Here is a 21403-nt window from a genome sequence, read left to right on the forward strand (position 1 = left end):
TCGGCAAGGAGCGCATTGCCGCGCATGAGCATGCTCTGGTCGAATATGCGCAGGAGCGGCTGCGGGAGATCAATTCGCTGCGCCTGATCGGTACGGCGAAGGGCAAGGGACCNGTNATTTCCTTTGAGCTGAAGGGCGCCCATCCCCACGATGTCGCGACTGTCATCGACCGGCAGGGCATTGCGGTGCGCGCCGGCACCCATTGCGTGATGCCGCTTTTAGAGCGGTTCAACGTGACGGCGACCTGCCGCGCCTCCTTTGGCATGTATAATACGCGTGAAGAAGTCGACCAGCTGGCGCAGGCGCTGAACAAGGCGCGGGAATTGTTCGCATGACCGATATGACCGACACGGCCGAAGTCAGAGCCAACCCCATGGAGACGCTTTCGGCGCTGCCGCCGGAGGAGACCGAGCGGCTGACCACAGACATCGTCGCCGCGCTGAAGACGGTGTTCGACCCGGAAATCCCGGCCGATATTTACGAGCTTGGGCTGATCTACAAGGTCGAGATCAAGGACGACCGCGCGGTGGACGTGATGATGACCTTGACCACGCCGAACTGCCCGGCGGCCGGTGAGTTGCCGACCATGGTCGAAAACGCCGTCGCCAGCGTTCCCGGCGTCGGTGTGGTGAGCGTCAACGTGGTGTGGGAGCCGGTCTGGTCGCCGGAGCGCATGAGCGACGAGGCGCGGCTCGTGCTGAATATGTGGTGATTCGCAGTAACACTAATGAGCCGGCATTGATTAGCCGACGGGACTGACCACATGAATGACATGACACAGGCACCATCTCCCGCACCCAAGCCGAAGGCACGTCCGCGACCGCAGGTCATGCGACTGACCGAAGCGGCGGCGCAGCGCGTGCTGGAACTGACCCAGCGTGCCGATTCCGAGATTGTGGGCTTACGTGTCGGCGTGAAAAACGGCGGCTGCGCTGGCCAGTCCTACACGGTCGAATACGCCCACGAGATCCGCCCGACCGACGAAGTGGTCGAGGACAAGGGCGTGAAGGTCCTGGTCGATCCCAAGGCCGTCTTGTTCCTGCTCGGCACCGAGATGGACTACAAGGCCGACAAGATGCAGGCCCAGTTCGTATTCAACAACCCGAACCAGATTTCCGCCTGCGGCTGCGGCGAGTCGGTGCAGCTGAAGCCGGCTGAGGTTTGACGCAGATCGTGGCGCTTGTTCTGACCTCATCCTTGTAACTCAGGAGCCGCGCTCTGCACTCCTCGCCATGAGGGACGAGGGACACATGGACCGCGAGTTCCTGACCGACCTGTTCGCGCAATTCGGCCCCGTTACCATCCGCCGGATGTTTTCGGGCTTCGGCATTTCGGCCGATGGCACCAATTTCGCGCTCGCACTGCGTAGCGGCCTTTATTTTCGTGCCGATCAGGAGACCATCCCCACCTTCGAGGCGGAGGGCTCAAGGCCATTCCAGTATCAGACGCGCGCCAAGACTGTGACGGTGGCCTCCTACTGGGAGCTGCCGGCACGGCTGTTCGACGATTCCGAGGAACTGGCGGTGTGGGCGAAGGACGCGCTTGCCGCGGCTCAGCGCGCAGCGTCGAAGAAGCGCGCGAAGGTGCGGAAGGCAGTAAAGGAGCCGGTCAAAAAGCGCGCCGCCGGGAAGACGGCGAGTAGGGTCGGTAAGGCAAAGCGTGCTCACCGTTCGAGATGATAATTGGTCGGAGAGATGCTGGGCGCACGGCGCTCGCCCGCCTTTGGCCACCCTACGGTAGCTTCAAGCCACGTGGCTCCGGATCTCGGCCGAAAATTCCGGGTCGACCTCGCAAATCACGCGATTGCGGCCGGCGCGCTTAGCGGCGTAGAGGCAGGCATCGGCGCGCTCGATCAGCGAATCGGTGTCGTCGCCGGCTTTCAGCATGGAGACGCCGACCGAGATGGTTACGCGGCCGAGAATTTCGCCAGTCGACTTCTTCTTCAACTCCTTGGCCATGACCGCGCGGCGGATGTGGTCGGCGACCGTCAGCGCCTGGCGCAGCGCGGTATTGGGCAGCACCACGGCAAACTCCTCGCCGCCGTAGCGCGCGGTGATGTCCTGGCCCTTGATGGTCTGCTTCAGTGACAAGCCGACCAGCCGCAGCACCTGATCGCCGGTCAGGTGGCCGTAAGAGTCGTTGAACGACTTGAAGTGGTCGATGTCGAACATCAGGAGCGAAAGCGGCTGATTGTTCGCCAGTGCGTTCTTGACCTCGATCTCGATCATGCGATCGAAATATTTGCGGTTGCCGAGTCCGGTGAGCGGATCGGTCAGGCTCTCGGCGCGGATCGCCTCGAGGCTCTGCTGCAGGTTGCTGATCTCGGTCTTTGACAGCGCAAGCCGTGTTTCGAGCGCCTTGTTGGTGCCACGCATCTCGCGCGTCGACCTGACAAGCGTCTCAACGATCTCCCTGACCTGCGTGGCGGTGTGAGCCGTGGCGAGCCTCTGCGAGGCGCCGTTCAGGCTTGCATCATAGGTTTGTGCCGCCCCGAGCGCCTCGGAGATCAGCGTCATCACATCGTCGATCTCGCCGATCACGCGCGAACCGACCTTGTCGATACGGTCGGTGGTTTTGATATGGGAGAGGTAGGTGTCGTAGATCTGCTCGAGATCGGCCTCGGTCAGCTTGCCGTTGCGGGCCAGCGTCTCGTTGATGATCTTGTTGAGCGGGGCATTATAGCCGGTCGCGTAGACGTACCAGATTTCATAGTTGCGGGGGATGGCGGTCTGGCGAAGGGATCTGATCTGCCCAAGAGCGACTTCGGCAAACGCCATCGTGCGTTCGTGTTCGTCAAGCACCTTGACCACGATACTATCCCCATAGCGGGGCAGCGCCCGCTCGCGCGGCAATCAATCAAATTATTGCAGCCACGTTAGTGGACGATTGTGAATGACCCGTAAACATACGCTCCACTTCTGATCAGGATTGGCGAGCTGCGGTCTTTTTTCGCGGAATGCGCGAGAACACGCTGAGGAAGAGTCCCCCCAGTCAACCATCCGTTCGTGATTACTGCGCGACCTAAAGCGCGATGAGATTTGGTTGAATCGTCATCGCGCTTTAGGTCTTTGATTGAGCATGATCTTTCCGGAAAACCGCTACACACTTTTCCGGATCATGCTCTAGACCCGGGCGCGCACCGGCCGCAGCAGGAATGCCGGAAGGTGGGAATGATCCGCGGGCTCCGCGTCGGCCTCGCGTTGCGGCCGCCGCGTTTCGCTGTGCTGCACCTGAGGTGGGCGCTGCGATTGCGAAGGCGTCGCGTGGTGGCGTCCACTGCCTTGGCGCGGTTCGCGCTCGCGGCTTGCCTTGCGTCCGCGGCGGGAAGATTCGCGCGACCTCGGCTCGTGCGCCTCCGCGCTCTCGCCGGTGGCTTCGCTCGTGAAATTGCCTTCGGCGCGCGGAATGCTCTGGCCGATCAGCTTTTCGATTGCGGCAATCGACTTCTGGTCCATCGGCGTGACGATGGAAATCGCCGTTCCGCTGCGTCCGGCGCGGCCGGTGCGGCCGATGCGATGAACGTAATCGTCGGGGTGATGAGGCACATCGAAGTTGAAGACATGGCTGACCTCGGGAATGTCGAGGCCGCGCGCGGCGACGTCGGAGGCGACGAGCAGCGGCAGCTCGCCCTTGCGGAATTGGTCCAGCGCCGCCATGCGCGCCGGCTGGTCCATGTCGCCGTGCAGCGCGCCGACGCTGAAGCCGTGTTTCTGCAGCGATTTGTAGAGGACCGCGACCTCGCGCTTGCGGTTGCAGAAGATGATCGCGTTCTTCAGGTCCTTGGCGTCGCGGAGCAGGCGGCGCAGCATCTCGCGCTTCTCATGCGGCTCGCTGCGGGAGCTCACCTGCGCCTGCGTCACTGTGGAGGCGGTTGTTGCCGGCCGGGAAACCTCGACCTTGACCGGGTTGTGCAGGAAAGCCTCGGTGATCCGGCGGATTTCCGGCGGCATCGTCGCCGTGAAGAACAGCGTCTGCCGCGTGAACGGCACCAGCTTGCAGATGCGCTCGATGTCGGGAATGAAACCCATGTCGAGCATGCGGTCGGCTTCGTCGATCACGAGCAGCTCGACACCGGTGAGCAAGAGACCGCCGCGTTCAGTGTGATCGAGCAGGCGGCCGGGGGTTGCGATCAGGACGTCGACTCCGCGGGTCAGTTTGGAGTCCTGGTCGCCGAACGAGACGCCGCCGATCAGGAGCGCCACATTGAGCTTCTGTCCGGCGCCGTAGCGATCGAAGTTTTCCTTCACTTGTGCTGCGAGCTCGCGGGTCGGCTCCAGGATCAGGGTGCGCGGCATCCGTGCCCGGGCGCGGCCCTTTTCGAGGATGGTGAGCATCGGGAGCACGAAGGCAGCGGTCTTGCCGGTGCCGGTCTGGGCGATGCCGAGCACGTCGCGTCGGGTGAGGACGTGAGGGATCGCCTGTTCCTGAATGGGGGTGGGGCTGGTGTAGCCGGTGGCCGCGACGGCGGCTAAAACCTTGTCGGACAAACCGAGATGGGAAAAGGACATTGAGCCTCTAGTCGAAACCGCCGTTTGGAATCGAGGGGTAAAAAGGCTGTCGCGTGCTGCCCCGAAACGGCGTGCTTTCAAGAGCTGGGGGCGCTGGTTTACGCTGACCGGCGGCTGTCTAACGGAATCGCTTTTCTTGCGCACGTTGCCGCTTCGAGCCGGAACATAGGGTGAAATGGCCCAAAGTCAATGGAGCAGGTGCGGGAAGCACTGAAAAACCCTAATGTTTTCGCTTAAATCCCGGTCAATTCGATGGTTGCCATGTTTTCAAGGCCGGTCTGGACACCCCCAGTGACGGTGACTCTGCCGTTATCATGACCCCGCTCGTCCTGGACGTGCGACTCTCGGTCGTTTCCATCCTTACGTCCGCAGCGGCATGCTGAGGCTGTGGCCGAAATTTCTACCCCTACGTCCTGAGCTTCGGGTTCTCTGGCGGGAATGAATTCCTGCCTGCGCACAGCTTTATATGAAGCTATATGAAGCTCCCGCCGACCACCCAGTTCATGTCGGTGGAGCTGACTTATCGCGATGGCAGCGTCTCCGAGGTCAAAGGTTTTCGGACAACGAATCGCAGCAACAACTGATCGTCTCGACACCGCAGTGTTCGACCGCCATTTCAGCCCGCGATCGAGTAGCCGCCGTCGACGGGAATGGCTGTGCCTGTGACGAAATCAGACGCAGGCGAGGCCAGAAACACCGCAATTCCTGCGAAGTCGGAGATATCACCCCAGCGTGCCGCGGGCGTGCGCGCCAGCACTCGTTCGTGCAGGCCGTTGACCTCGACCCGGGCACGCCTGGTGAGATCGGTATCGATCCAGCCCGGCAGGATCGCATTGACCTGGATGTTGTCGGCGGCCCAGGCGCAGGCGCACGCGCGGGTGAACTGAACGATGCCGCCCTTGCTCGCCGCATAGGCCGGAGCGAAGCTCGCTCCGAAGATCGACATCATCGAGCCGATATTGATGACCTTGCCGCCGCCGGCGTCCTTCATGGCGGAATGAACCGCCTTGCTGCACAGGAAGGCGCTGGTGAGGTTGGTGTCGATCACGCGTTCCCATTCGTCGAGCTCGAGCACATGTGGCGGCTTACGGATGCTCATGCCGGCATTGTTGACGAGAATATCGATGCGGCCGAGCTCGCTCCTGGCCCGCGCCACCATCGCGCCGATCGCGTCCTTGTCGGTCACATCGGCGCTGACCGAGATCGCCTTGACGCCGCGGGACTTGAGATCGGCAATCGCCTGTTCGGACTTCGCCGCATTGCGCCCGACGATGGCAACTGCGGCTCCTGCCTCGCCCAGGCCTTGCGCCATGCCAAGCCCGATGCCGCCATTGCCGCCGGTTACGATGGCGACCTTGCCGCCGAGATCGAATGGTCTTGCTGTCATTGTTGTGTCCACTCCAAAAGAATCGTCAGCGCTTGGCCTGCCAGATGAAGATCAGGCCGAGCGCCGCCATGCACGCGCCATAGCCGACCCACTGGATCTGGTTGATCATGAAGCTCGTCTGCGGCCATTTGATCGTGCCGGTGCCCTGGCCGATCCAGAGCAGGCCTACCGCAAGCGAGAGTAGCCCGACAATGAGAAGCGCCGTGCGCATATATTTGTTTCCCCCGAAGCCGTCGTTTTCATTTTTACGGCCATCCGAGGGGTGATGGCGAGCACACAGCCTCGACGCGCCTTGCTTGAGGCAACCGTAGCTTTGGTTTGAGGATCTTGCAAAGCCTGACGGCGAACCGTCGCACCCTAAACGTCCAGCAAATCTTCATCGGCGAATTCGGCCTTTTCGGAGATGAAGGCGAATCGCGCTTCGGCCTTGGTGCCCATCAATCGCTCGACGGAATCGGCGGTGCCGTCGCGGTCGTCGGCCAGCAGCACCACCCGCAGCAGCGTGCGCTTCTTCGGATCCATGGTGGTTTCCTTGAGCTGCGCCGGCATCATCTCGCCGAGGCCTTTGAATCGGCCAATCTCGACCTTGGCGTTGGCGTTGAAATCGCTCTTGAGCAGCCTCTCCTTGTCGGCATCGTCTCGCGCATAGACCGTCTTGCTGCCATGGGTCAGTTTGTAGAGCGGGGGCACCGCGAGATAGAGATGGCCCTCGTCGATCAGCCGCGGCATCTGCCGGTAGAAGAAGGTAATCAGGAGCGAGGCGATATGCGCGCCGTCGACGTCGGCGTCGGTCATGACGATGATGCGTGAATAGCGCAGATCCTCCTCGCGATAATGCGCGCCGGTGCCACAGCCGAGCGCCTGCACGAGATCGGACAGCTGGGCGTTGGCCATCAGCTTGTCCTTGCCGGCGGAGGCGACGTTGAGGATCTTGCCACGCAATGGAAGGATGGCCTGGGTCTTGCGATCGCGCGCAACCTTGGCGGTGCCACCCGCCGAGTCGCCCTCGACGATGAAGATTTCCGAGCCGTCCTGAGCGGAGTCGGTGCAGTCGGCGAGCTTGCCGGGCAGGCGCAGCTTCTTGACCGCAGTCTTGCGCGCGATTTCCTTTTCCTGGCGGCGGCGGATGCGCTCTTCCGCGCGCTCGACCACGAAATCGAACAGTCTGTTGGCCTGCACCGGATTGGCCGACAGCCAGTGATCGAAGGGGTCTTTCACCGCCTGTTCGACGATGCGCTGCGCTTCGGAGGTCGCCAGCCGGTCCTTGGTCTGGCCCTGGAATTCGGGCTCGCGCACGAACACCGAGAGCATCACGGCTGCGCCCGCCATTACGTCTTCCGAGGTGACGTTGGCCGCGCGCTTGCCCTGGCCGACGCGCTCGGCATGATCCTTCAGGCCGCGCAACAGCGCGCTGCGGATGCCCGATTCGTGGGTGCCGCCATCCTGGGTCGGAATGGTGTTGCAGTAGGAGGACATGAAACCGTCGGCATCGGCAGTCCACGCCACCGCCCATTCGCAGCCGCCATGACCGCCGACGCGGCCCGACTTGCCAGAGAAAATGTCCGGATGCACCAGTGCGTCGGCGTGGATTGCGGCTGCGAGATAGTCCTTCAGGCCGCCGGGGAAGTGGAAGGTCGCCTCTGGCGGCACGTCCTCGACGCCCTTGAGCAGCTCAGGCGGGCAGCGCCAGCGAATCTCGACGCCGCCAAACAGATAGGCTTTCGAGCGCGCCATCTTGAACAGGCGCTGCGGCTTGAAGACGGCCTTGGCGCCAAAGATGTCGGTGTCCGGCTTGAAGCGGACTGTGGTGCCACGGCGGTTGTTGACCTTGCCGAGCTCCTCGAGCTTGCCCTTGGGATGGCCCCGCTCGAACGCCATGCGGTAAAGTTGTTGGCCCCGCGCGACCTCGACCTCCAGCCGTGACGACAGCGCGTTCACCACGGAGACGCCGACGCCGTGTAGGCCGCCAGAGGTCTCATAGACCTTGGAGTCGAACTTGCCACCGGCGTGCAGCGTGCAGAGAATCACCTCGAGCGCCGACTTCTTGGGAAATTTCGGATGCGGATCGACCGGAATGCCGCGACCGTTGTCGGTAACGGTCAGGAAACCGTCCGTGCCCAGCTCCACCTCGATGAAAGTGGCATGCCCTGCCAGCGCCTCGTCCATCGAGTTGTCGATGACTTCGGCGAACAGGTGGTGCAGCGCCTTTTCATCGGTGCCGCCGATATACATGCCCGGACGCCGGCGCACCGGTTCCAGGCCCTCGAGGACCTCGATGTCGCGCGCGGTGTACTCACCTTCGGCGCCGGAGGCGCGCGCTGCGGCCCTGGAGGCAGACTTTTTCTGCGCTTCGCCGGCTGCAAAAAGATCCGAGGAGGATTTCGACTTCGCAAGTGATTTCAGTGGCTTGGCCATTTGTCTTCATATAGTTCGCGCAATTTCGCGCGGGATCGAATCGGTTTGGGCTGACTATGCCATGGCTGGGCTTAAAAAGTGACGGCACGGCCCGCAAGGGGTTTGATCCCTGGTGAACAAAACTGCCTCCTTTGTAACTTGAAGTGCAGATAGTCGCTGGCTTACGTGTTTTTTAGGCGTCGGGGCGCTAAGTTCCATCTAAACGGGGCGGGAAGGGCGTTTTTGCGACATGGAAGGGTTTGCGCACGCTCTAGCCGATTTCGTGCGCGACCGTCAGGCTTGGGCGGCTCCCATCGTCCTTCTGCTGGCGTTTGGCGAATCGCTTGCCTTTATCTCACTTTTGATCCCGGCCTGGGGCGCGCTAGTGGCAATCGGCGCGCTGATCGGGGTCAGCGGTATCAACTTCTTCCCAATCTGGATCGCGGGCTCGATCGGGGCCGCGCTCGGCGACTGGCTCTCCTACTGGTTCGGCTATCGCTACAAGGAGCAGGTCGCGCAGATCTGGCCGTTGTCGCGCTATCCGGAGATCTTGCCGCGAGGAGAGGCCTTTGTGCGGCGCTGGGGCGTGCCGAGCATCTTCATCGGCCGCTTCTTCGGTCCCTTGCGTGCCTCGGTGCCGCTGGCGGCGGGGATTTTCGAGATGCCGTACTGGCAGTTTCAAATTGCCAATTTCATCTCTGCCCTGGTCTGGGCGGCGGCGCTGCTCCTGTTTGGCGATGTGATGGCGAAAATCATGGAGTGGTTGTGGCGCTTCCTTTAGCCGAAAACGGAATAGACTGAGGCCGGCAGGGGTTAGGCCAGCGGAACGAACCGCTCAAACCCGTCCTGTCGCTGGGAAGGATCAAACGCCATGTCATTCACACGTCGCCAAGCACTGACCTCGGCCGCAGCCATAGCCGCCGCGCCGCTGCTGTCGCCCGCACCCGTCCTCGCCGCCGCGCCACCTGCGGAAAAGCAGGCGCCGAGCTTCTATCGCTACAAGGTCGGCGATGTGCTCGTCACTGTCGTGTCCGACGGCAAGAACGTCTTCAAGCTGGAGGATGCCTTCATCCCCAACGCCAAGAAGGAGGATGTCAGCGCGGCGCTCGAGAAGGCCTATATGCCGCCCGGCATGATGACGATCTATTTCGCGCCGCTGGTGCTCAATATTGGCGGCAAGGTCGTGGTGATCGACACCGGCAACGGCGCATTGGCCAAACAAAACACCAAGGGCTCAAACGGCCTGTTTGCCGACAACATGGTGGCCGCAGGCTTCGACCCCAAGGCAGTCGACATGGTGGTGATCTCGCATTTCCACACCGATCACGTGAACGGGCTTCTCGCGGCCGACGGCACTCCGGCGTTTCCGAACGCTGAGGTGCTGGTGCCAGCCGTCGAGTGGAAGTTCTGGATGGACGATGGCGAGATGAGCCGCGCGCCTGCTGGCCGCATGCAGGGCCTGTTCAAGAACAACCGCAACATTTTCGACGCAGGATTGAAGCGCAAAGTCACACCCTACGAATGGGGCAAGGACATCGCGCCTGGTCTGACTGCGGTCGAGACGATCGGTCATACGCCCGGCCACACCTCTTATGTGCTGTCGTCGGGCGCGGACAAGGTCTTCATCCAATCCGACGTAACCAACAACCCCAACCCGTTCGCGACCCATCCCGAGTGGCACGCCTTTTTCGACCAGGATGGCGAGCAAGCGGAAAAGACCCGCCGGCGGGTCTACGACATGGTATCGGCGGACAAGCTCCTGCTACAGGGCTTCCACTACCCGTTTCCCGGGCTCGCGCATCTGGAGAAGGACGGCAACGGCTATCGGGTGATTCCGATGCCGTGGAATCCGTCGATCTAAGAGTTCGCGGTCTCGGCGACCGCGTCTCCTATTGAGCGCTTCGGCTGTAACACGCGCTCCCGGATCTGGCTGCGCCCGCACCGTCGTGAGGAGGTGGGCGAAGCGTTTGGGACGCGCGCACCCTGTGCGTGAAGTTAAAGTTTTTTCTATCTGGGAGAAGCGTTAGTAATGCTCTGGTGCTAGCTGAGCGACCGATGTGGCGGTCACCCTCGGAATCTCAGCCCCATGATGGCACGCGTCTATTCAGCACTGCTGTTGCTGTTGATCTCCTCGAACTTTGTCGTGGCCGATACGGTAGATGGGACTGGCGCGGATCAGCGGCCTGTCTGGATTGATCCCGGCTGGCGGCGAACGGTCAGCCGTTACGCCGTCAGTTTCGACGAGCAGGGCTTGAGCACGACCGTGTTCGATTTTGAAATTCAGGCGCTCGATGAAAAAGGCGCCCAGGCGATTTCACAGCAGACCTTCGCATACAACAGCTATTTCAATGACTTAGTGTCGAGCGACCTTGCGACCGTAAAGGCGGACGGCAGCGTGATCGCGGTCGATGATCGCGCTATCCACGACCAGCCCGCATTCGCGGATTCGTCCTCGCCTTATTTCGACGAACAGCGACAGCGGATCATCGCCTATTCGAACGTTGCTCCGGGCGACAAGGTCAGAGGGCGCCTGATCTATCGAGCCAACAAGCCCGTGTTTGCCGGCGAGTTTGCGCATTATTGGAGCCAACCCGCGGACCAACCTCCCGAGGTGATCGAGCTGATCCTCGACGGACCGGCGTCCAAGCCGCTCCATGTCGCGCTTCGAGGTGTTGAGCACACCGAGGAAAGGCTGGGCGAGCGGATCATCCATCATGTGCGCTTCCGACAGGAGGCGCCGAAGCCGCGCCAAATCGATGCCGACTTCTTCGACGACGCCAGGCGTTTCGAAGTCAGTACCTTCACCGACTACGCGGCTTTCGCGGCCATGCTGAACGCCCGTAACTCCGCTATGGCCGTGCCCGACGCGACATTGCGAAAACTCTCGGCCGAGATTGTCGGCGATGCCGCGGACACCCGCACCAAGGTCGAGCGAGTGTACAATTGGGTGGCACGCAACATTCGCTACGTCGGGATTGGGTTCGAGGACGGAGGCTGGACTTCGCAGCCAGCACCGGCGGTGCTCGCTTCTGGTTATGGCGACTGCAAGGCGCATGCGACCATCCTCAAGGCCCTGCTTGCCGCCCAAGGGATCGAAGCAAATCTCGTCGCGGTCAATGCCCTCACGCAATACACGCTGACGGAGGTCGCGACCCCAAACTTCGACCACGCCATTGTGTATGTCCCAGCGATCGATCTGTATCTCGATCCGACGGCGTCACTGTTGGGTTTCGGCTCGTTGCCGCCGAGTCTTGGCGGCAAGCCAGCACTCAACATCGACAGGGGGACTATCGCCAACATTCCGATCGCCGCGCCGACGAGGCTGACGCTGGCTGCCGACACAGACTACACGCTTGCAAGCGATGGTACGCGTCAGGCCCGTTCGGTCCTGTCTGGCGCCGGATTGGGGGCGATGATCGGTCGTGCGGTCGCCAAGGGCCTTGAATCGACCGACCGTCCGATCATTGCCAAGAGATTCATCGAGCAAGCCGGGCTGCGCGGCACGGGCGACTATGCCTTTCTAAATCCGCGTGAGCTTTCGGACAGTTACGCCATCGTTGCCAGCTTTCGGATCAGCAAGCCTGTCGAGCTCGGCGAGCCAACACGCGTCAGGATGCTGCCGCTAACCGATCCTCGGCCTTCGCTTTCGGCGTTAAGTATGGGGGGCGCTGACGGAAAGCCTTTCGCTTGCCACTCGCTGGAGTATTCGGAGACGAGCTCACTCACCGTTCCAGAGGGAACTTACTTTAGCGAAAAGCCGGCGCCCGTTGCTTACGCGGCGAGCTTCAGCGGCACGACCGCCTATGGGGCCGCGAGAGGTCGTGTCGAGGTCGATGGTGCTGCCGTGATCGATGGCCGCACGATCCGTGCGCGCGCGGTCGTTCGGCTGACCGTCGACGCCGCCGTCTGCCCCGCGGATTTCGGCGCAGCGATCGAGAAGGGCTTGGATAAGTTCACTGAATTCAAATACGGGCCGATCGGCCTGACGCCGAACGCGGCTGCCAAGGTCACGGACATCGGTGCCGAATTCTCGGAGGGTGTGAAAGCATTCGAAGCCCAGAACTACAAGCTTGCGATGGCGCGGCTCAAACCGTTCGCCGAGCGCGGAAGCGCGAAGGCTCAGTCCTATATGGGCAGCATGTATGAGACCGGCCGTGGCGTTGAGCGCAGCTACGGTGAGGCGATCCGTTGGTATCTGCTGGCAGCAGAGCAGGGCGACGCCTTCAGCCAATCACGTCTGGGCTTTCTGTACGCCAAGGGGCCGGCGCCGCGCGTGACGAGAGGCTCGCTGTTAATTGGTACGCCAAGGCGGCAGATCAAGGCAATCTCGACGGTAAGCTTTGGCTGGCGACCATGTACCGCGACGGTCGTGGGGTCGCTCAGGACTTCAAGCAGGCGGCCAATTGGTACGCAAAGGCGGCCGACCAAGGCTCGGCCTGGGCTCAAATGAACCTGGGACTGCTTTACGTGAAAGGCCAGGGTGTGCCGCTGGATTACACGAAGGCGATTTTCTGGCTTCGGAACGCCGCCGAAAACAACGACAGCAATGCTCAATACAATCTGGGCTGGGCCTACGAAAGCGGCACAGGAGTTCCCAAGGATACGCAGGAGGCCGCGAAGTGGTACCGCAAGGCGGCCGATGGCGGCAGCCGGGAGGCCCGCGTCCGTCTCGATGGGTTAACCGATGGCTCTCTCTGGTGGGGTGTATTCCGGCATTTCGGATTTGCCCATTGGTAGGCGAATTTGGCGCAAGTCGCAGAGTGCCGCTGTATCTTGACGCCGGACGCCCACGGCCTTATAGCCCCCGGCATGATCAACGCCGCGACCATCCGCATCATGCGCCGCCGCACCTTTGCGGCACGGGCGGTTGTCGGCGTTTGAGATCATCGCCTTTGCCGCCGGATACGGTCCTGCGGCAATTCCTCTTCCAAAAGCGCAAGTCCGAAATCCGGCGGCTCCAAGGTCAAACAGGAGCTGGATATGGACACGTCTTCTAACTACCTTTCCCTGACCGACATGCTTCCGCAACAGTGTGCGCGTCTAATGCGCGCACCGCGGCCGCAGGCCTTTGCTGAGGACATGAACCGGCTCGAAAGGAGCGCGCAATGACCCTTTCCGAAACCGATCATCCCGCGGGTGTCGGCGGCACCAAGGCGACCGTGTTTGTGGACGGCGGGTCCGGAACGACCGGCCTTGGCATCAACGAGCGTCTGCGGCTGCAGAAGGACGTCATGGTGAAGAGCATCGCCGAGGACAAGCGGAAAGATCCGGCCGCCAAGCGCGCGCTGATGGAAGAGGTGGATCTCGTCATCCTCTGCCTGCCCGATCATGCCGCCAAGGAAACCGTCGCGCTGATTGACAGCATGGGTAATGCCGGGCCCAAGGTGCTCGATGCGTCGACCGCATTTCGGGTCGCGCCCGACTGGGCCTATGGCTTTCCGGAACTGGAGGCCGATCAAGCCGACAGGATCAAGGTCGCACGAAAAGTCTCCAATCCGGGCTGCTATCCGACCGGCGGGATTGCGCTGCTGCGGCCGCTGGTCGATGCGGGTCTCTTGCCGGCGGATTATCCCGTCACGGTGAATGCGGTCAGCGGTTATTCGGGCGGCGGCAAGTCGATGATCGCAAGCTTCGAGGACGGCAGCGCGCCGGCCTTCGAGCTCTATGGCCTCGGCTTCGAGCACAAGCACATTCCGGAGCTGCAGCTCTATTCGAAGCTCACGCGCCGACCGATCTTCGTGCCGTCGGTCGGCAACTACCGGCAGGGCATGCTGGTGTCTGTACCGCTGCAGCTCGATACCTTGCCCGGCAAGCCCAATGGGGCCGACCTCCAGGCCGCGCTGGCCCGCCGTTACACGGGCAGCAAATATGTCTCGGTCGTGCCGCTCGGCAACGAAGCAGCCAGGGGCGGGCGGATCGAGCCAGAGGCGCTCAACGAGACCAACCAACTCGAGCTTTATGTCTTTGCCAGCGACAAGCATCACCAGGCGGTTCTGGTCGCGCGGCTGGACAATCTCGGCAAGGGGGCCTCGGGCGCGGCGGTGCAGAACATGCGCCTGATGCTGGGCCTTGGCGAGATCTAGTCGAAGGGGCCCCGTTCCTGAGGATTCCGGGCTGGTGCCTCGCAACCAGCCCGGACTGAGACGCTATACTGTCCGAAACTGAACGAGGTTGCCCAAATGGCGGACGACGCCAAGCGCATCGCTGCGTATGAATTGCCCGTTACGCCGGCCGACGTCACCGCCGCGGCTGCGACGATCCGCGGCGAGGTGCTGGTCACCGACTGCAGCGAAAGCCGCACGCTCGGCGAAATCTGCGGCTGCAGGATCTGGCTCAAATTCGAGAACCTGCAGTTCACTTCCACCTTCAAGGAGCGGGGTGCTCTGAACCGGCTGAAGGCGTTGTCTGCCGACGAGCGCCGCCGCGGCGTGATTGCGATGTCGGCCGGCAATCATGCGCAGGGTGTCGCCTATCATGCAAAGCGCCTCGGCATCCCCGCGGCCATCGTGATGCCTGTCGGCACGCCAATGGTGAAAGTCGAAAACACCCGCCGCCACGGCGCCGAGGTGGTCATGTCCGGAACAACCGTCGAAGAGGCGGGAGAGGTCGCGCGCCAACAAGGCGAGGTGCGGGGCATGACCATGATCCATCCTTACGATGACCCGCTGATCGTCGCGGGGCAGGGCACGATCGGGCTTGAAATGCTCGAGGCGGTTCCCTCCCTCGATACGCTGGTCGTTCCTATCGGCGGCGGCGGGCTAATCTCCGGAATTGCGGTTGCCGCACGGGCCATCAAGCCCGACTTGCGGATCATTGGTGTCGAGGCTGCGCTCTATCCCTCGATGTACAACGCGATCTACGGCGTCGATCTGCCGACACGCGGCGATACACTCGCCGAGGGTATTGCGGTGAAGTCGCCCGGCAAGATCGCGACCGAGATCATCCGCCAGCTGGTGGACGAGATCGTGCTTGTCAGCGAAGACCAGATCGAGCGGGCGGTCGCAATGCTGATCTCGATCGAGAAGACGGTCGCCGAGGGCGCCGGCGCCGCCGGTCTTGCCGCCGTCATGGCCAATCCCGAGCCGTTCGCGGGCCGCAATGTCGGGCTGATCCTGACCGGGGGAAATATCGACACCCGGCTGATTGCGTCCGTGCTCACCCGCGAGCTTGCCCGCGAGGGCCGGCTGACGCAGCTTTCCCTCGACATTGTCGACCGGCCCGGACAATTGGCGGCGGTTTGCACCCTGTTGGCGGACGCCGGCGCCAACATCATCGAAGTGTCACATCAACGCACGTTTTCCGAGTTGCCGGCGAAGGCGACCCTGCTCGAACTTGTCATCGAGACGCGCGACCGCGCGCATCTCGACCAGGTGCTGGCACGGCTCGGTGCAGAGGGCTTTGCAGCGCGTTGCCTCTAAAGAAGGCTAGAACGCCTTGAAAATTGCCAGCGCCAGCACTGCCTGCGCGAGAAAACCGACGGTGAAGGCAACCGTGCGGAACACCGGCAGGCCAAGGGTGTAGACGATCAGGTGCGCCACGCGGGCCCAGAAATAGACGGCGGTGGCATAGACGGTCCACTTGGTGGAATAGTCGATCTCGTTGAGGATCAACACCAGCGGCGCGAAAATCACCAGATTTTCCACCGCGTTGTCATGCGCGAACATCAGCCTTGTTGCCCATGGCGCATGCGGCTTGGCATCGCGCGTTGGGTTGTCCATCGCGCCGGAGAGGCCGCGGATCTGGCAACGATTGATGATATAGGGGACCCACAGGATCCCCGTCAGAATGACCGTGCAGGTCAGCCAGAACAACTCTGGTGTCAGCAAACCGGGCGTCATCGTCTCCCCCTCAACTCATCAGGAAAAAAATGGCTCGCCTGCTTATAACCGAGGCCGCGATTCCGCGCTATGCGCGCACCCGAACATAACTGCCTGGAGCATCCTCGATCGGCGGCAGCGCGTCGCTGCCGACGCTGCGCGGTGTGACCTCCTCCGGGTCGATGCCGGCAAGCCACTTGCGCCAATGCGGCCACCATGACCCCTTGTGTTCCTGTGCGGCCTTGAGCCAGTCCGGCAGCGAGACGTCACGTATGTTGTCGTTGGTCCAGTATTGGTACTTGTTCGACGCTGGCGGATTGACGACGCCGGCGATGTGGCCTGAACCCGAGAGCACGAATTTCACCGGGCCGCCGAAGAACTGCGAGCCGTAGAGCACGGAATCGGCAGGCGCGATGTGATCCTCGCGGGTGGCGAGATTGTAGACCGGCACCTTCACCTTTGAGAGGTCGAGCAGCGTGTTGTCGAGCACCATGGTGCCCGTCGAGAGCCGGTTCTCCAGATAGCAGTTGCGCAGATAATAGGAATGGTTGGATGCCGGCATCCGTGTCGCATCCGAATTCCAGTGCAGGAGATCAAACGGCGCGGGCGCCTGGCCCTTCAGATAGTTCGAGACCACATAGGACCAGATCAGGTCGTTCGAGCGCAGCATATTGAAGGCCATCGCCATCTTGGCGCCTTCGAGCACGCCGCTCTCCCGCATGTCGCGTTCGAGCGCGGAAATCTGGCCCTCGTCGACGAACACCAGGAGATCGCCGGCGTGGGTGAAGTCGACCTGCGCGGCGAGGAAGGTCGCCGACGCCACCCGCACGCGCCGCTGTTCGGCAAGCCAGGCCAGCGTGGTGGCGAGCATGGTGCCGCCGACGCAATAGCCGAGCGTGTGGACCTTCATCTCGCCGGTCGCCTTTTCGATGGCGTCCATCGCCGCGAGCGGGCCTTCCTTCATGTAGTTTTCCCAGGTCTTCGCTCCCAAATTCTTGTCGGGATTGACCCAGGAGATGACGAACACCGTGACGCCCTGGTCGACGCACCACTTGATAAAGGACTTCTCGGGGCGAAGATCGAGGATGTAGAACTTGTTGATCCAGGGCGGCACGATCAAAAGCGGCGTGCGCAGCACTCTTTCCGTCGTAGGCTCGTACTGGATGAGCTGGATCAGGTCGTTCTGGAAGATCACCTTGCCCGGCGTGGTTGCCATGTTGACGCCGAGTTCAAGGTTGGCGGGATCGGATTGCCGGATTTTCAGCGTGCCTTTGCCGGCCTCGACGTCCTCGGCCAGCATCTGCATGCCGCGCGCGAGATTGGTACCAGAGGACGCCAGGGTCTCGCGCAGCACCTCCGGATTGGTGAGCACGAAATTCGACGGTGCCAGCGCGTTGGTGATCTGCTGGACGTAGAACTCTGCCTTCTTGCGGGTATGCGGATCGAGCCCCTCGGCATTGTTCACGAGATCATGGGCCCATTGCGTGGTGAGCAGATAGAGCTGCATCATGAAGTTGAAGAACTGGTTCGACTTCCACTCCGGATCGGCAAAGCGCTTGTCGCGCGGCGAGGGGGAGATCGCCGGCATCGCCTCCTGTCCGGCGAGGCGGCGCGCCGCTGAGCCCCAGAGGTCGAGATAGCCCTTGGCCATCCGGGTCTGCAGATCCGAGGAGCGCTCATTGTCCGACAGCCAGTACTCCGCGACCGCAGTGAGCGTCTTGATCACCTCGCTCATCTCGGTCGGCGCGTTATCCTTGAACTCGCCGCTCTCGCGCGGTTTCAAATAGGCCGCAAGCGCCTTGCCGCCGTTCTCGAGCGCGCGGGCGAGATTCATCGCAAAGGCTTCGGCGTCGAATTTCTTCGCCGCCTCGTCGTTTACAGTCACGTCATCCATGGCAAGGACACTATCGATTCATTTCGCCGTCGTCACCGCGAGATCGCACTAAGCCTTGTTACACTTGACCTTTTTGGCATCGCAACTGTTGCAGTGCGACATCATCTTGGTTCCGTCACAATCCGGCCCCATCGTTCTCGTCTACTGTTTTGACTTTAATCGGTTCCGACGACAATGCCGTGAGTGCGGCAAGATTGTGCGCCACATTGTCGTCGCCGGGGGATTTGCGTAAGACCATGGCGCTGGATCGGCAGACGAGAGCCGTTGCATTGGGCGTGCTGACGCTGTCGACGGTTGCCTTATGCTGCTCGCTTGCCAGCTGTTCGAGCCCGATTGCAGACTTGCCCTCGCTTGGCACGTCGGATGCGTCGGCCAAGCCCAGGGAGCCTTATCTGCCGGTGCATGACCTGCCTCCGCAGCGGGATGAGGCCGCGATCCCGCCGGACCAGCGCGCCAAGATCGAATCCGATCTGATCGCCGCCAGGGACCGCCAAGCCTCTGCCTCCGCTGCACAGGGCTCGGCAGCCCAGACCACGACAACCCAGAGCACGCCGGCCCAGACGGCGGGTGCGAAGTGAACGCTGGCACTGCCTCTGGTCCGTGCTAAAAGAGGTCGATTCAACCGCAATCAGGGCGAGCCTGTCTCATCATCTTGTCCCTGAAATCACGCTAACATGTTGTTTTAGTGTGATTTTCGGGTAGAGGCACGTTCCCTTCGCGACGAAGCCAAGGGGCTTTCGCGATTCTGCCCGCACGGTTGCCGGAGCTAGGGACCCATGGAAGACTTTTACCGCATCCGCCGCCTGCCGCCTTACGTCTTTGAGCAAGTGAACCGGGCCAAGGCGGCCGCGCGGAATGCCGGCGCCGACATTATCGATCTCGGCATGGGCAATCCCGATCTGTCGGCGCCCCCCCACGTCCTTGAGAAGCTCAAGGAGACGCTGGGCAAGCCGCGGACCGACCGTTACTCCGCCTCGCGCGGCATTCCCGGCCTACGCCGGGCCCAGGCCGCCTATTACGCGCGCCGCTTCGGCGTAAAGCTCAACCCGGAGACCCAGGTGGTGGCGACGCTGGGGTCGAAGGAGGGCTTTGCCAATGTGGCGCAGGCCATCACCGCGCCCGGTGACGTCATCCTGTGTCCGAACCCGAGCTACCCGATCCACGCGTTTGGTTTCCTGATGGCAGGCGGGGTGATCCGCTCGGTGCCGTCGGAGCCAACTCCGCAATTCTTCGAAGCGGTCGAGCGCGCCATCCTCCATTCGATCCCGAAGCCGATTGCGCTTGTCGTCTGCTACCCCTCCAACCCGACTGCCTATGTCGCGAGCCTCGACTTCTATCGCGACCTCGTGGCATTCGCGAAGCGTCACGAGATCTTCATCCTTTCCGACCTCGCTTATGCCGAGGTCTATTTCGACGACGCCAACCCGCCGCCCTCGGTGCTGCAGGTTCCCGGAGCCATCGATGTGACCGTCGAGTTCACCTCGATGTCAAAAACCTTTTCGATGGCCGGCTGGCGCATGGGCTTTGCGGTCGGCAATGAGCGCATCATCGCCGCGCTGGCGCGCGTCAAATCCTATCTCGATTACGGCGCGTTCACCCCCGTCCAGGTCGCGGCGACCGCGGCGTTGAACGGTCCGGAGGATTGCATCCGAGAGATGCGCGAAACGTATAAGAAGCGCCGCGATGCGCTGGTGGAATCCTTCGGCCGCGCCGGCTGGGGTGTTCCGCCGCCCGACGCCTCGATGTTTGCCTGGGCACCGCTGCCCAAGGGATTCGAGGCGCTTGGCAGCATGCAGTTCGCGACGCTGATGGTGGAGAAATCCGGCGTTGTGGTCTCGCCTGGCGTCGCCTTCGGCGAGCACGGCGAAGGCTACGTGCGCATTGCCATGGTGGAAAACGAGCAGCGTATCCGGCAGGCCGCCCGCGGCGTGCGCCGCTTCCTTGAAAGCGGCATCGAAACGTTGCACAACGTGGTCCCGCTCGCCACCCGGCGCTAATCTTTCTCCGGCAGGTCTGTTTCGTCATGGTCGCCCCCCTGAAAGTGGGTATTGCGGGCCTCGGCACCGTGGGTGCTGAGGTCGTCCGCCTTATCGAAGGCCAGAGCGCTGCGTTGTCCGCGCGCTGTGGCCGTCCGATCCGTGTCGTTGCGGTCACTGCGCGTTCGAAAGCCAAGAAGCGCGGGCTTGACCTGCGCGGTGTCGCCTGGGCGAGGGATCCGCAGGCGCTTGCGGAAAATGCCGAGGTCGATTGCCTGGTCGAACTGATCGGCGGTGCCGGCGATCCCGCATTGTCGGCGATCGAGACCGCGTTGAAGTCGGGCAAATCGGTCGTGACCGCCAACAAGGCGCTGATCGCCAAGCATGGCCTGCGGCTTGCGAAGGCGGCGGAGGCGCATGGCGCCGCGCTGAATTTCGAGGCGGCGGTGGGTGCAGCAATCCCGGTCATTAAAACGCTGCGCGAAGGGCTCGCGGGCACCTCGATCGATCGCGTCTACGGCATTCTCAACGGCACCTGCAATTACATCCTGACGCGGATGGAGCAGGAGGGCCTGTCATTCGCCGAGTGCCTGGCCGACGCACAGCGGCTCGGCTATGCCGAGGCCAACCCGTCCTTCGACGTCGACGGTCACGACACCGCGCAGAAGCTTGCGATCCTGGCGAGCCTCGCCTTCGGCACCAAGGTCGCGGAAAGCGCGATCTATGTCGAAGGCATTTCCTCGATCGCGCCGGAAGATCTGCGCGCGGCTGCCGATCTCGGCTATCGCGTCAAGCTGCTCGGCGTTGCGGTGCGCACCGCCAAGGGCATTGAGCAGCGCGTGCATCCGACCATGGTGCCGAAATCCTCATCGATCGCGCAGGTGATGGGGGTAACGAATGCAGTCACCATCGACGGCCATGGCATCCCGCCGATCACGCTGGTCGGTCCGGGCGCGGGCGGCAGCGCCACGGCCTCCGCCGTGATTGCGGATATCGCCGATGTTGCGCGCGGCGTGCGGGCAAGCCCGTTCGGACGGCCTGCGGAGCAGCTCAAGGCTACCGAGAAAGCGCCGATGGAGCGGCATGAAGGCGGCTATTACATTCGCCTGATGGCGCGCGATCTCCCGGGCACCGCGGCCTCGATCGCGACCCGGCTGGCGGAGCAAAAGATATCCATCGAATCCATCGTGCAGCGTCACCCCAATGGGGAAGCTGCAAAGGCCGCCGGGAAATCCTCTCAGGTGCCTGTGATCCTGATTACTTATGCCACGCATGAAGACGCGGTCTACCGCGCACTGAAGGCAGTGCAGCGCGACAAGGTGATCAGCGGCCGGCCGCAGGTGATCAGGATTGAAAAGAATTGACGACAAATCGAGCCGTTTGTGCGTTGATTGATTGACCACGGGCCCCAAAAGCCCACCGAGACC

General features: G+C 62.4%; 20 protein-coding genes and 1 pseudogene. 13 read left to right on the top strand and 8 right to left on the bottom strand.

Annotated elements, in window-relative coordinates:
- The 4 genes from A3AI_RS43790 to A3AI_RS0131995 all read left to right on the top strand — a co-directional run.
- Positions 1–335: aminotransferase class V-fold PLP-dependent enzyme (locus A3AI_RS43790; protein ID WP_036050260.1), on the top strand; the 335-nt coding region annotated here is incomplete at its 5' end.
- Positions 336–340: 5 nt separating this feature from the next.
- Entirely contained in the window at positions 341–712 is a 372-nt protein-coding gene (locus tag A3AI_RS0131985) for an SUF system Fe-S cluster assembly protein (RefSeq protein ID WP_024519477.1), read from the top strand.
- Positions 713–763: 51 nt separating this feature from the next.
- Positions 764–1165, top strand: a complete 402-nt coding sequence (locus tag A3AI_RS0131990) for a HesB/IscA family protein (RefSeq protein WP_198030256.1) — start codon at positions 764–766, stop codon at positions 1163–1165.
- An 85-nt stretch (positions 1166–1250) separates the two neighbouring features.
- Positions 1251–1679 carry a TfoX/Sxy family protein gene (locus tag A3AI_RS0131995; protein WP_024519479.1) on the top strand — a complete coding sequence of 143 codons (429 nt, stop codon included), beginning with the start codon at positions 1251–1253 and terminating at the stop codon, positions 1677–1679.
- A gap of 63 nt (positions 1680–1742) precedes the next feature.
- Here the strand turns inward: A3AI_RS0131995 and A3AI_RS0132000 are convergent, their stop codons facing one another.
- The 5 genes from A3AI_RS0132000 to parE form a co-directional block, all read right to left on the bottom strand.
- The gene (locus tag A3AI_RS0132000; protein WP_024519480.1) at positions 1743–2810 is read right to left on the bottom strand and encodes a GGDEF domain-containing protein; all 1068 of its coding nucleotides are present in this window, start codon (positions 2808–2810) and stop codon (positions 1743–1745) included.
- A gap of 312 nt (positions 2811–3122) precedes the next feature.
- A complete protein-coding gene (locus tag A3AI_RS0132005) occupies positions 3123–4508 on the bottom strand; it encodes a DEAD/DEAH box helicase (protein ID WP_024519481.1) in 1386 nt (461 codons plus the stop codon).
- Between the two features lie 616 nt (positions 4509–5124).
- Positions 5125–5895, bottom strand: a complete 771-nt coding sequence (locus tag A3AI_RS0132015) for an SDR family NAD(P)-dependent oxidoreductase (protein WP_024519482.1) — start codon at positions 5893–5895, stop codon at positions 5125–5127.
- 25 nt (positions 5896–5920) lie between these two features.
- Entirely contained in the window at positions 5921–6106 is a 186-nt protein-coding gene (locus A3AI_RS0132020) for a hypothetical protein (protein WP_024519483.1), read from the bottom strand.
- A 146-nt stretch (positions 6107–6252) separates the two neighbouring features.
- Positions 6253–8310 carry a DNA topoisomerase IV subunit B gene (parE, locus tag A3AI_RS0132025; protein WP_024519484.1) on the bottom strand — a complete coding sequence of 686 codons (2058 nt, stop codon included), beginning with the start codon at positions 8308–8310 and terminating at the stop codon, positions 6253–6255.
- 229 nt (positions 8311–8539) lie between these two features.
- On the opposite strand from parE, the gene A3AI_RS0132030 reads away from it, so the two are divergent.
- From A3AI_RS0132030 to A3AI_RS0132060, 6 genes and pseudogenes are all read left to right on the top strand, one after another.
- On the top strand, positions 8540–9070 hold the full coding sequence (locus tag A3AI_RS0132030; protein WP_024519485.1) for a DedA family protein: 531 nt from the start codon (positions 8540–8542) through the stop codon (positions 9068–9070).
- A gap of 90 nt (positions 9071–9160) precedes the next feature.
- Entirely contained in the window at positions 9161–10150 is a 990-nt protein-coding gene (locus A3AI_RS0132035) for an MBL fold metallo-hydrolase (RefSeq protein WP_024519486.1), read from the top strand.
- A gap of 228 nt (positions 10151–10378) precedes the next feature.
- Positions 10379–12421 (top strand): annotated as a pseudogene (locus tag A3AI_RS50045) (DUF3857 domain-containing transglutaminase family protein); the annotation flags it as partial.
- A 56-nt stretch (positions 12422–12477) separates the two neighbouring features.
- On the top strand, positions 12478–13026 hold the full coding sequence (locus tag A3AI_RS50345) for a tetratricopeptide repeat protein (protein WP_502685781.1): 549 nt from the start codon (positions 12478–12480) through the stop codon (positions 13024–13026).
- 368 nt (positions 13027–13394) lie between these two features.
- Positions 13395–14372: an N-acetyl-gamma-glutamyl-phosphate reductase gene (gene argC, locus A3AI_RS0132055; protein ID WP_024519489.1), complete on the top strand. Its 978-nt coding sequence runs from the start codon at positions 13395–13397 to the stop codon at positions 14370–14372.
- A 96-nt stretch (positions 14373–14468) separates the two neighbouring features.
- On the top strand, positions 14469–15707 hold the full coding sequence (locus A3AI_RS0132060) for a threonine ammonia-lyase (RefSeq protein WP_024519490.1): 1239 nt from the start codon (positions 14469–14471) through the stop codon (positions 15705–15707).
- A 6-nt stretch (positions 15708–15713) separates the two neighbouring features.
- On the opposite strand, the gene A3AI_RS0132065 is transcribed toward A3AI_RS0132060, so the two are convergent.
- The 3 genes from A3AI_RS0132065 to A3AI_RS48910 form a co-directional block, all read right to left on the bottom strand.
- Entirely contained in the window at positions 15714–16112 is a 399-nt protein-coding gene (locus A3AI_RS0132065) for an MAPEG family protein (RefSeq protein ID WP_024519491.1), read from the bottom strand.
- Between the two features lie 82 nt (positions 16113–16194).
- Complete coding sequence (locus A3AI_RS0132070) at positions 16195–18000, bottom strand: PHA/PHB synthase family protein (protein WP_024519492.1); 1806 nt, start codon at positions 17998–18000, stop codon at positions 16195–16197.
- A gap of 115 nt (positions 18001–18115) precedes the next feature.
- Positions 18116–18376 carry a hypothetical protein gene (locus A3AI_RS48910; RefSeq protein WP_198030264.1) on the bottom strand — a complete coding sequence of 87 codons (261 nt, stop codon included), beginning with the start codon at positions 18374–18376 and terminating at the stop codon, positions 18116–18118.
- Here A3AI_RS48910 and A3AI_RS0132075 point away from each other — a divergent pair.
- The 3 genes from A3AI_RS0132075 (at position 18276) to A3AI_RS0132085 (ending at position 21340) form a co-directional block, all read left to right on the top strand.
- The gene (locus tag A3AI_RS0132075; protein ID WP_245287000.1) at positions 18276–18578 is read left to right on the top strand and encodes a hypothetical protein; all 303 of its coding nucleotides are present in this window, start codon (positions 18276–18278) and stop codon (positions 18576–18578) included. The two genes, A3AI_RS48910 and A3AI_RS0132075, sit on opposite strands and share 101 nt — an antisense overlap.
- Before the next feature lie 198 nt (positions 18579–18776).
- A complete protein-coding gene (locus A3AI_RS0132080) occupies positions 18777–19997 on the top strand; it encodes an LL-diaminopimelate aminotransferase (protein WP_024519494.1) in 1221 nt (406 codons plus the stop codon).
- Between the two features lie 26 nt (positions 19998–20023).
- Complete coding sequence (locus tag A3AI_RS0132085) at positions 20024–21340, top strand: homoserine dehydrogenase (RefSeq protein WP_024519495.1); 1317 nt, start codon at positions 20024–20026, stop codon at positions 21338–21340.
- Positions 21341–21403 lie beyond the last annotated feature (63 nt).

The sequence above is a fragment of the Bradyrhizobium sp. Tv2a-2 genome (genome assembly GCF_000472425.1).
Taxonomy (GTDB): domain Bacteria; phylum Pseudomonadota; class Alphaproteobacteria; order Rhizobiales; family Xanthobacteraceae; genus Bradyrhizobium.

Excerpts from the sequence above, each read along its gene's own strand:
- A3AI_RS0131985 (WP_024519477.1), top strand. The coding sequence starts at position 341 with ATGACCGACACGGCCGAAGTCAGAGCCAACCCCATGGAGACGCTTTCG.
- A3AI_RS0131990 (WP_198030256.1), top strand. The coding sequence starts at position 764 with ATGAATGACATGACACAGGCACCATCTCCCGCACCCAAGCCGAAGGCA.
- A3AI_RS0131995 (WP_024519479.1), top strand. The coding sequence starts at position 1,251 with ATGGACCGCGAGTTCCTGACCGACCTGTTCGCGCAATTCGGCCCCGTT.
- A3AI_RS0132005 (WP_024519481.1), bottom strand. The coding sequence starts at position 4,508 with ATGTCCTTTTCCCATCTCGGTTTGTCCGACAAGGTTTTAGCCGCCGTC.
- A3AI_RS0132015 (WP_024519482.1), bottom strand. The coding sequence starts at position 5,895 with ATGACAGCAAGACCATTCGATCTCGGCGGCAAGGTCGCCATCGTAACC.
- A3AI_RS0132020 (WP_024519483.1), bottom strand. The coding sequence starts at position 6,106 with ATGCGCACGGCGCTTCTCATTGTCGGGCTACTCTCGCTTGCGGTAGGC.
- parE (WP_024519484.1), bottom strand. The coding sequence starts at position 8,310 with ATGGCCAAGCCACTGAAATCACTTGCGAAGTCGAAATCCTCCTCGGAT.
- A3AI_RS0132030 (WP_024519485.1), top strand. The coding sequence starts at position 8,540 with ATGGAAGGGTTTGCGCACGCTCTAGCCGATTTCGTGCGCGACCGTCAG.
- A3AI_RS0132035 (WP_024519486.1), top strand. The coding sequence starts at position 9,161 with ATGTCATTCACACGTCGCCAAGCACTGACCTCGGCCGCAGCCATAGCC.
- argC (WP_024519489.1), top strand. The coding sequence starts at position 13,395 with ATGACCCTTTCCGAAACCGATCATCCCGCGGGTGTCGGCGGCACCAAG.
- A3AI_RS0132060 (WP_024519490.1), top strand. The coding sequence starts at position 14,469 with ATGGCGGACGACGCCAAGCGCATCGCTGCGTATGAATTGCCCGTTACG.
- A3AI_RS0132070 (WP_024519492.1), bottom strand. The coding sequence starts at position 18,000 with ATGGATGACGTGACTGTAAACGACGAGGCGGCGAAGAAATTCGACGCC.
- A3AI_RS0132080 (WP_024519494.1), top strand. The coding sequence starts at position 18,777 with ATGGAAGACTTTTACCGCATCCGCCGCCTGCCGCCTTACGTCTTTGAG.
- A3AI_RS0132085 (WP_024519495.1), top strand. The coding sequence starts at position 20,024 with ATGGTCGCCCCCCTGAAAGTGGGTATTGCGGGCCTCGGCACCGTGGGT.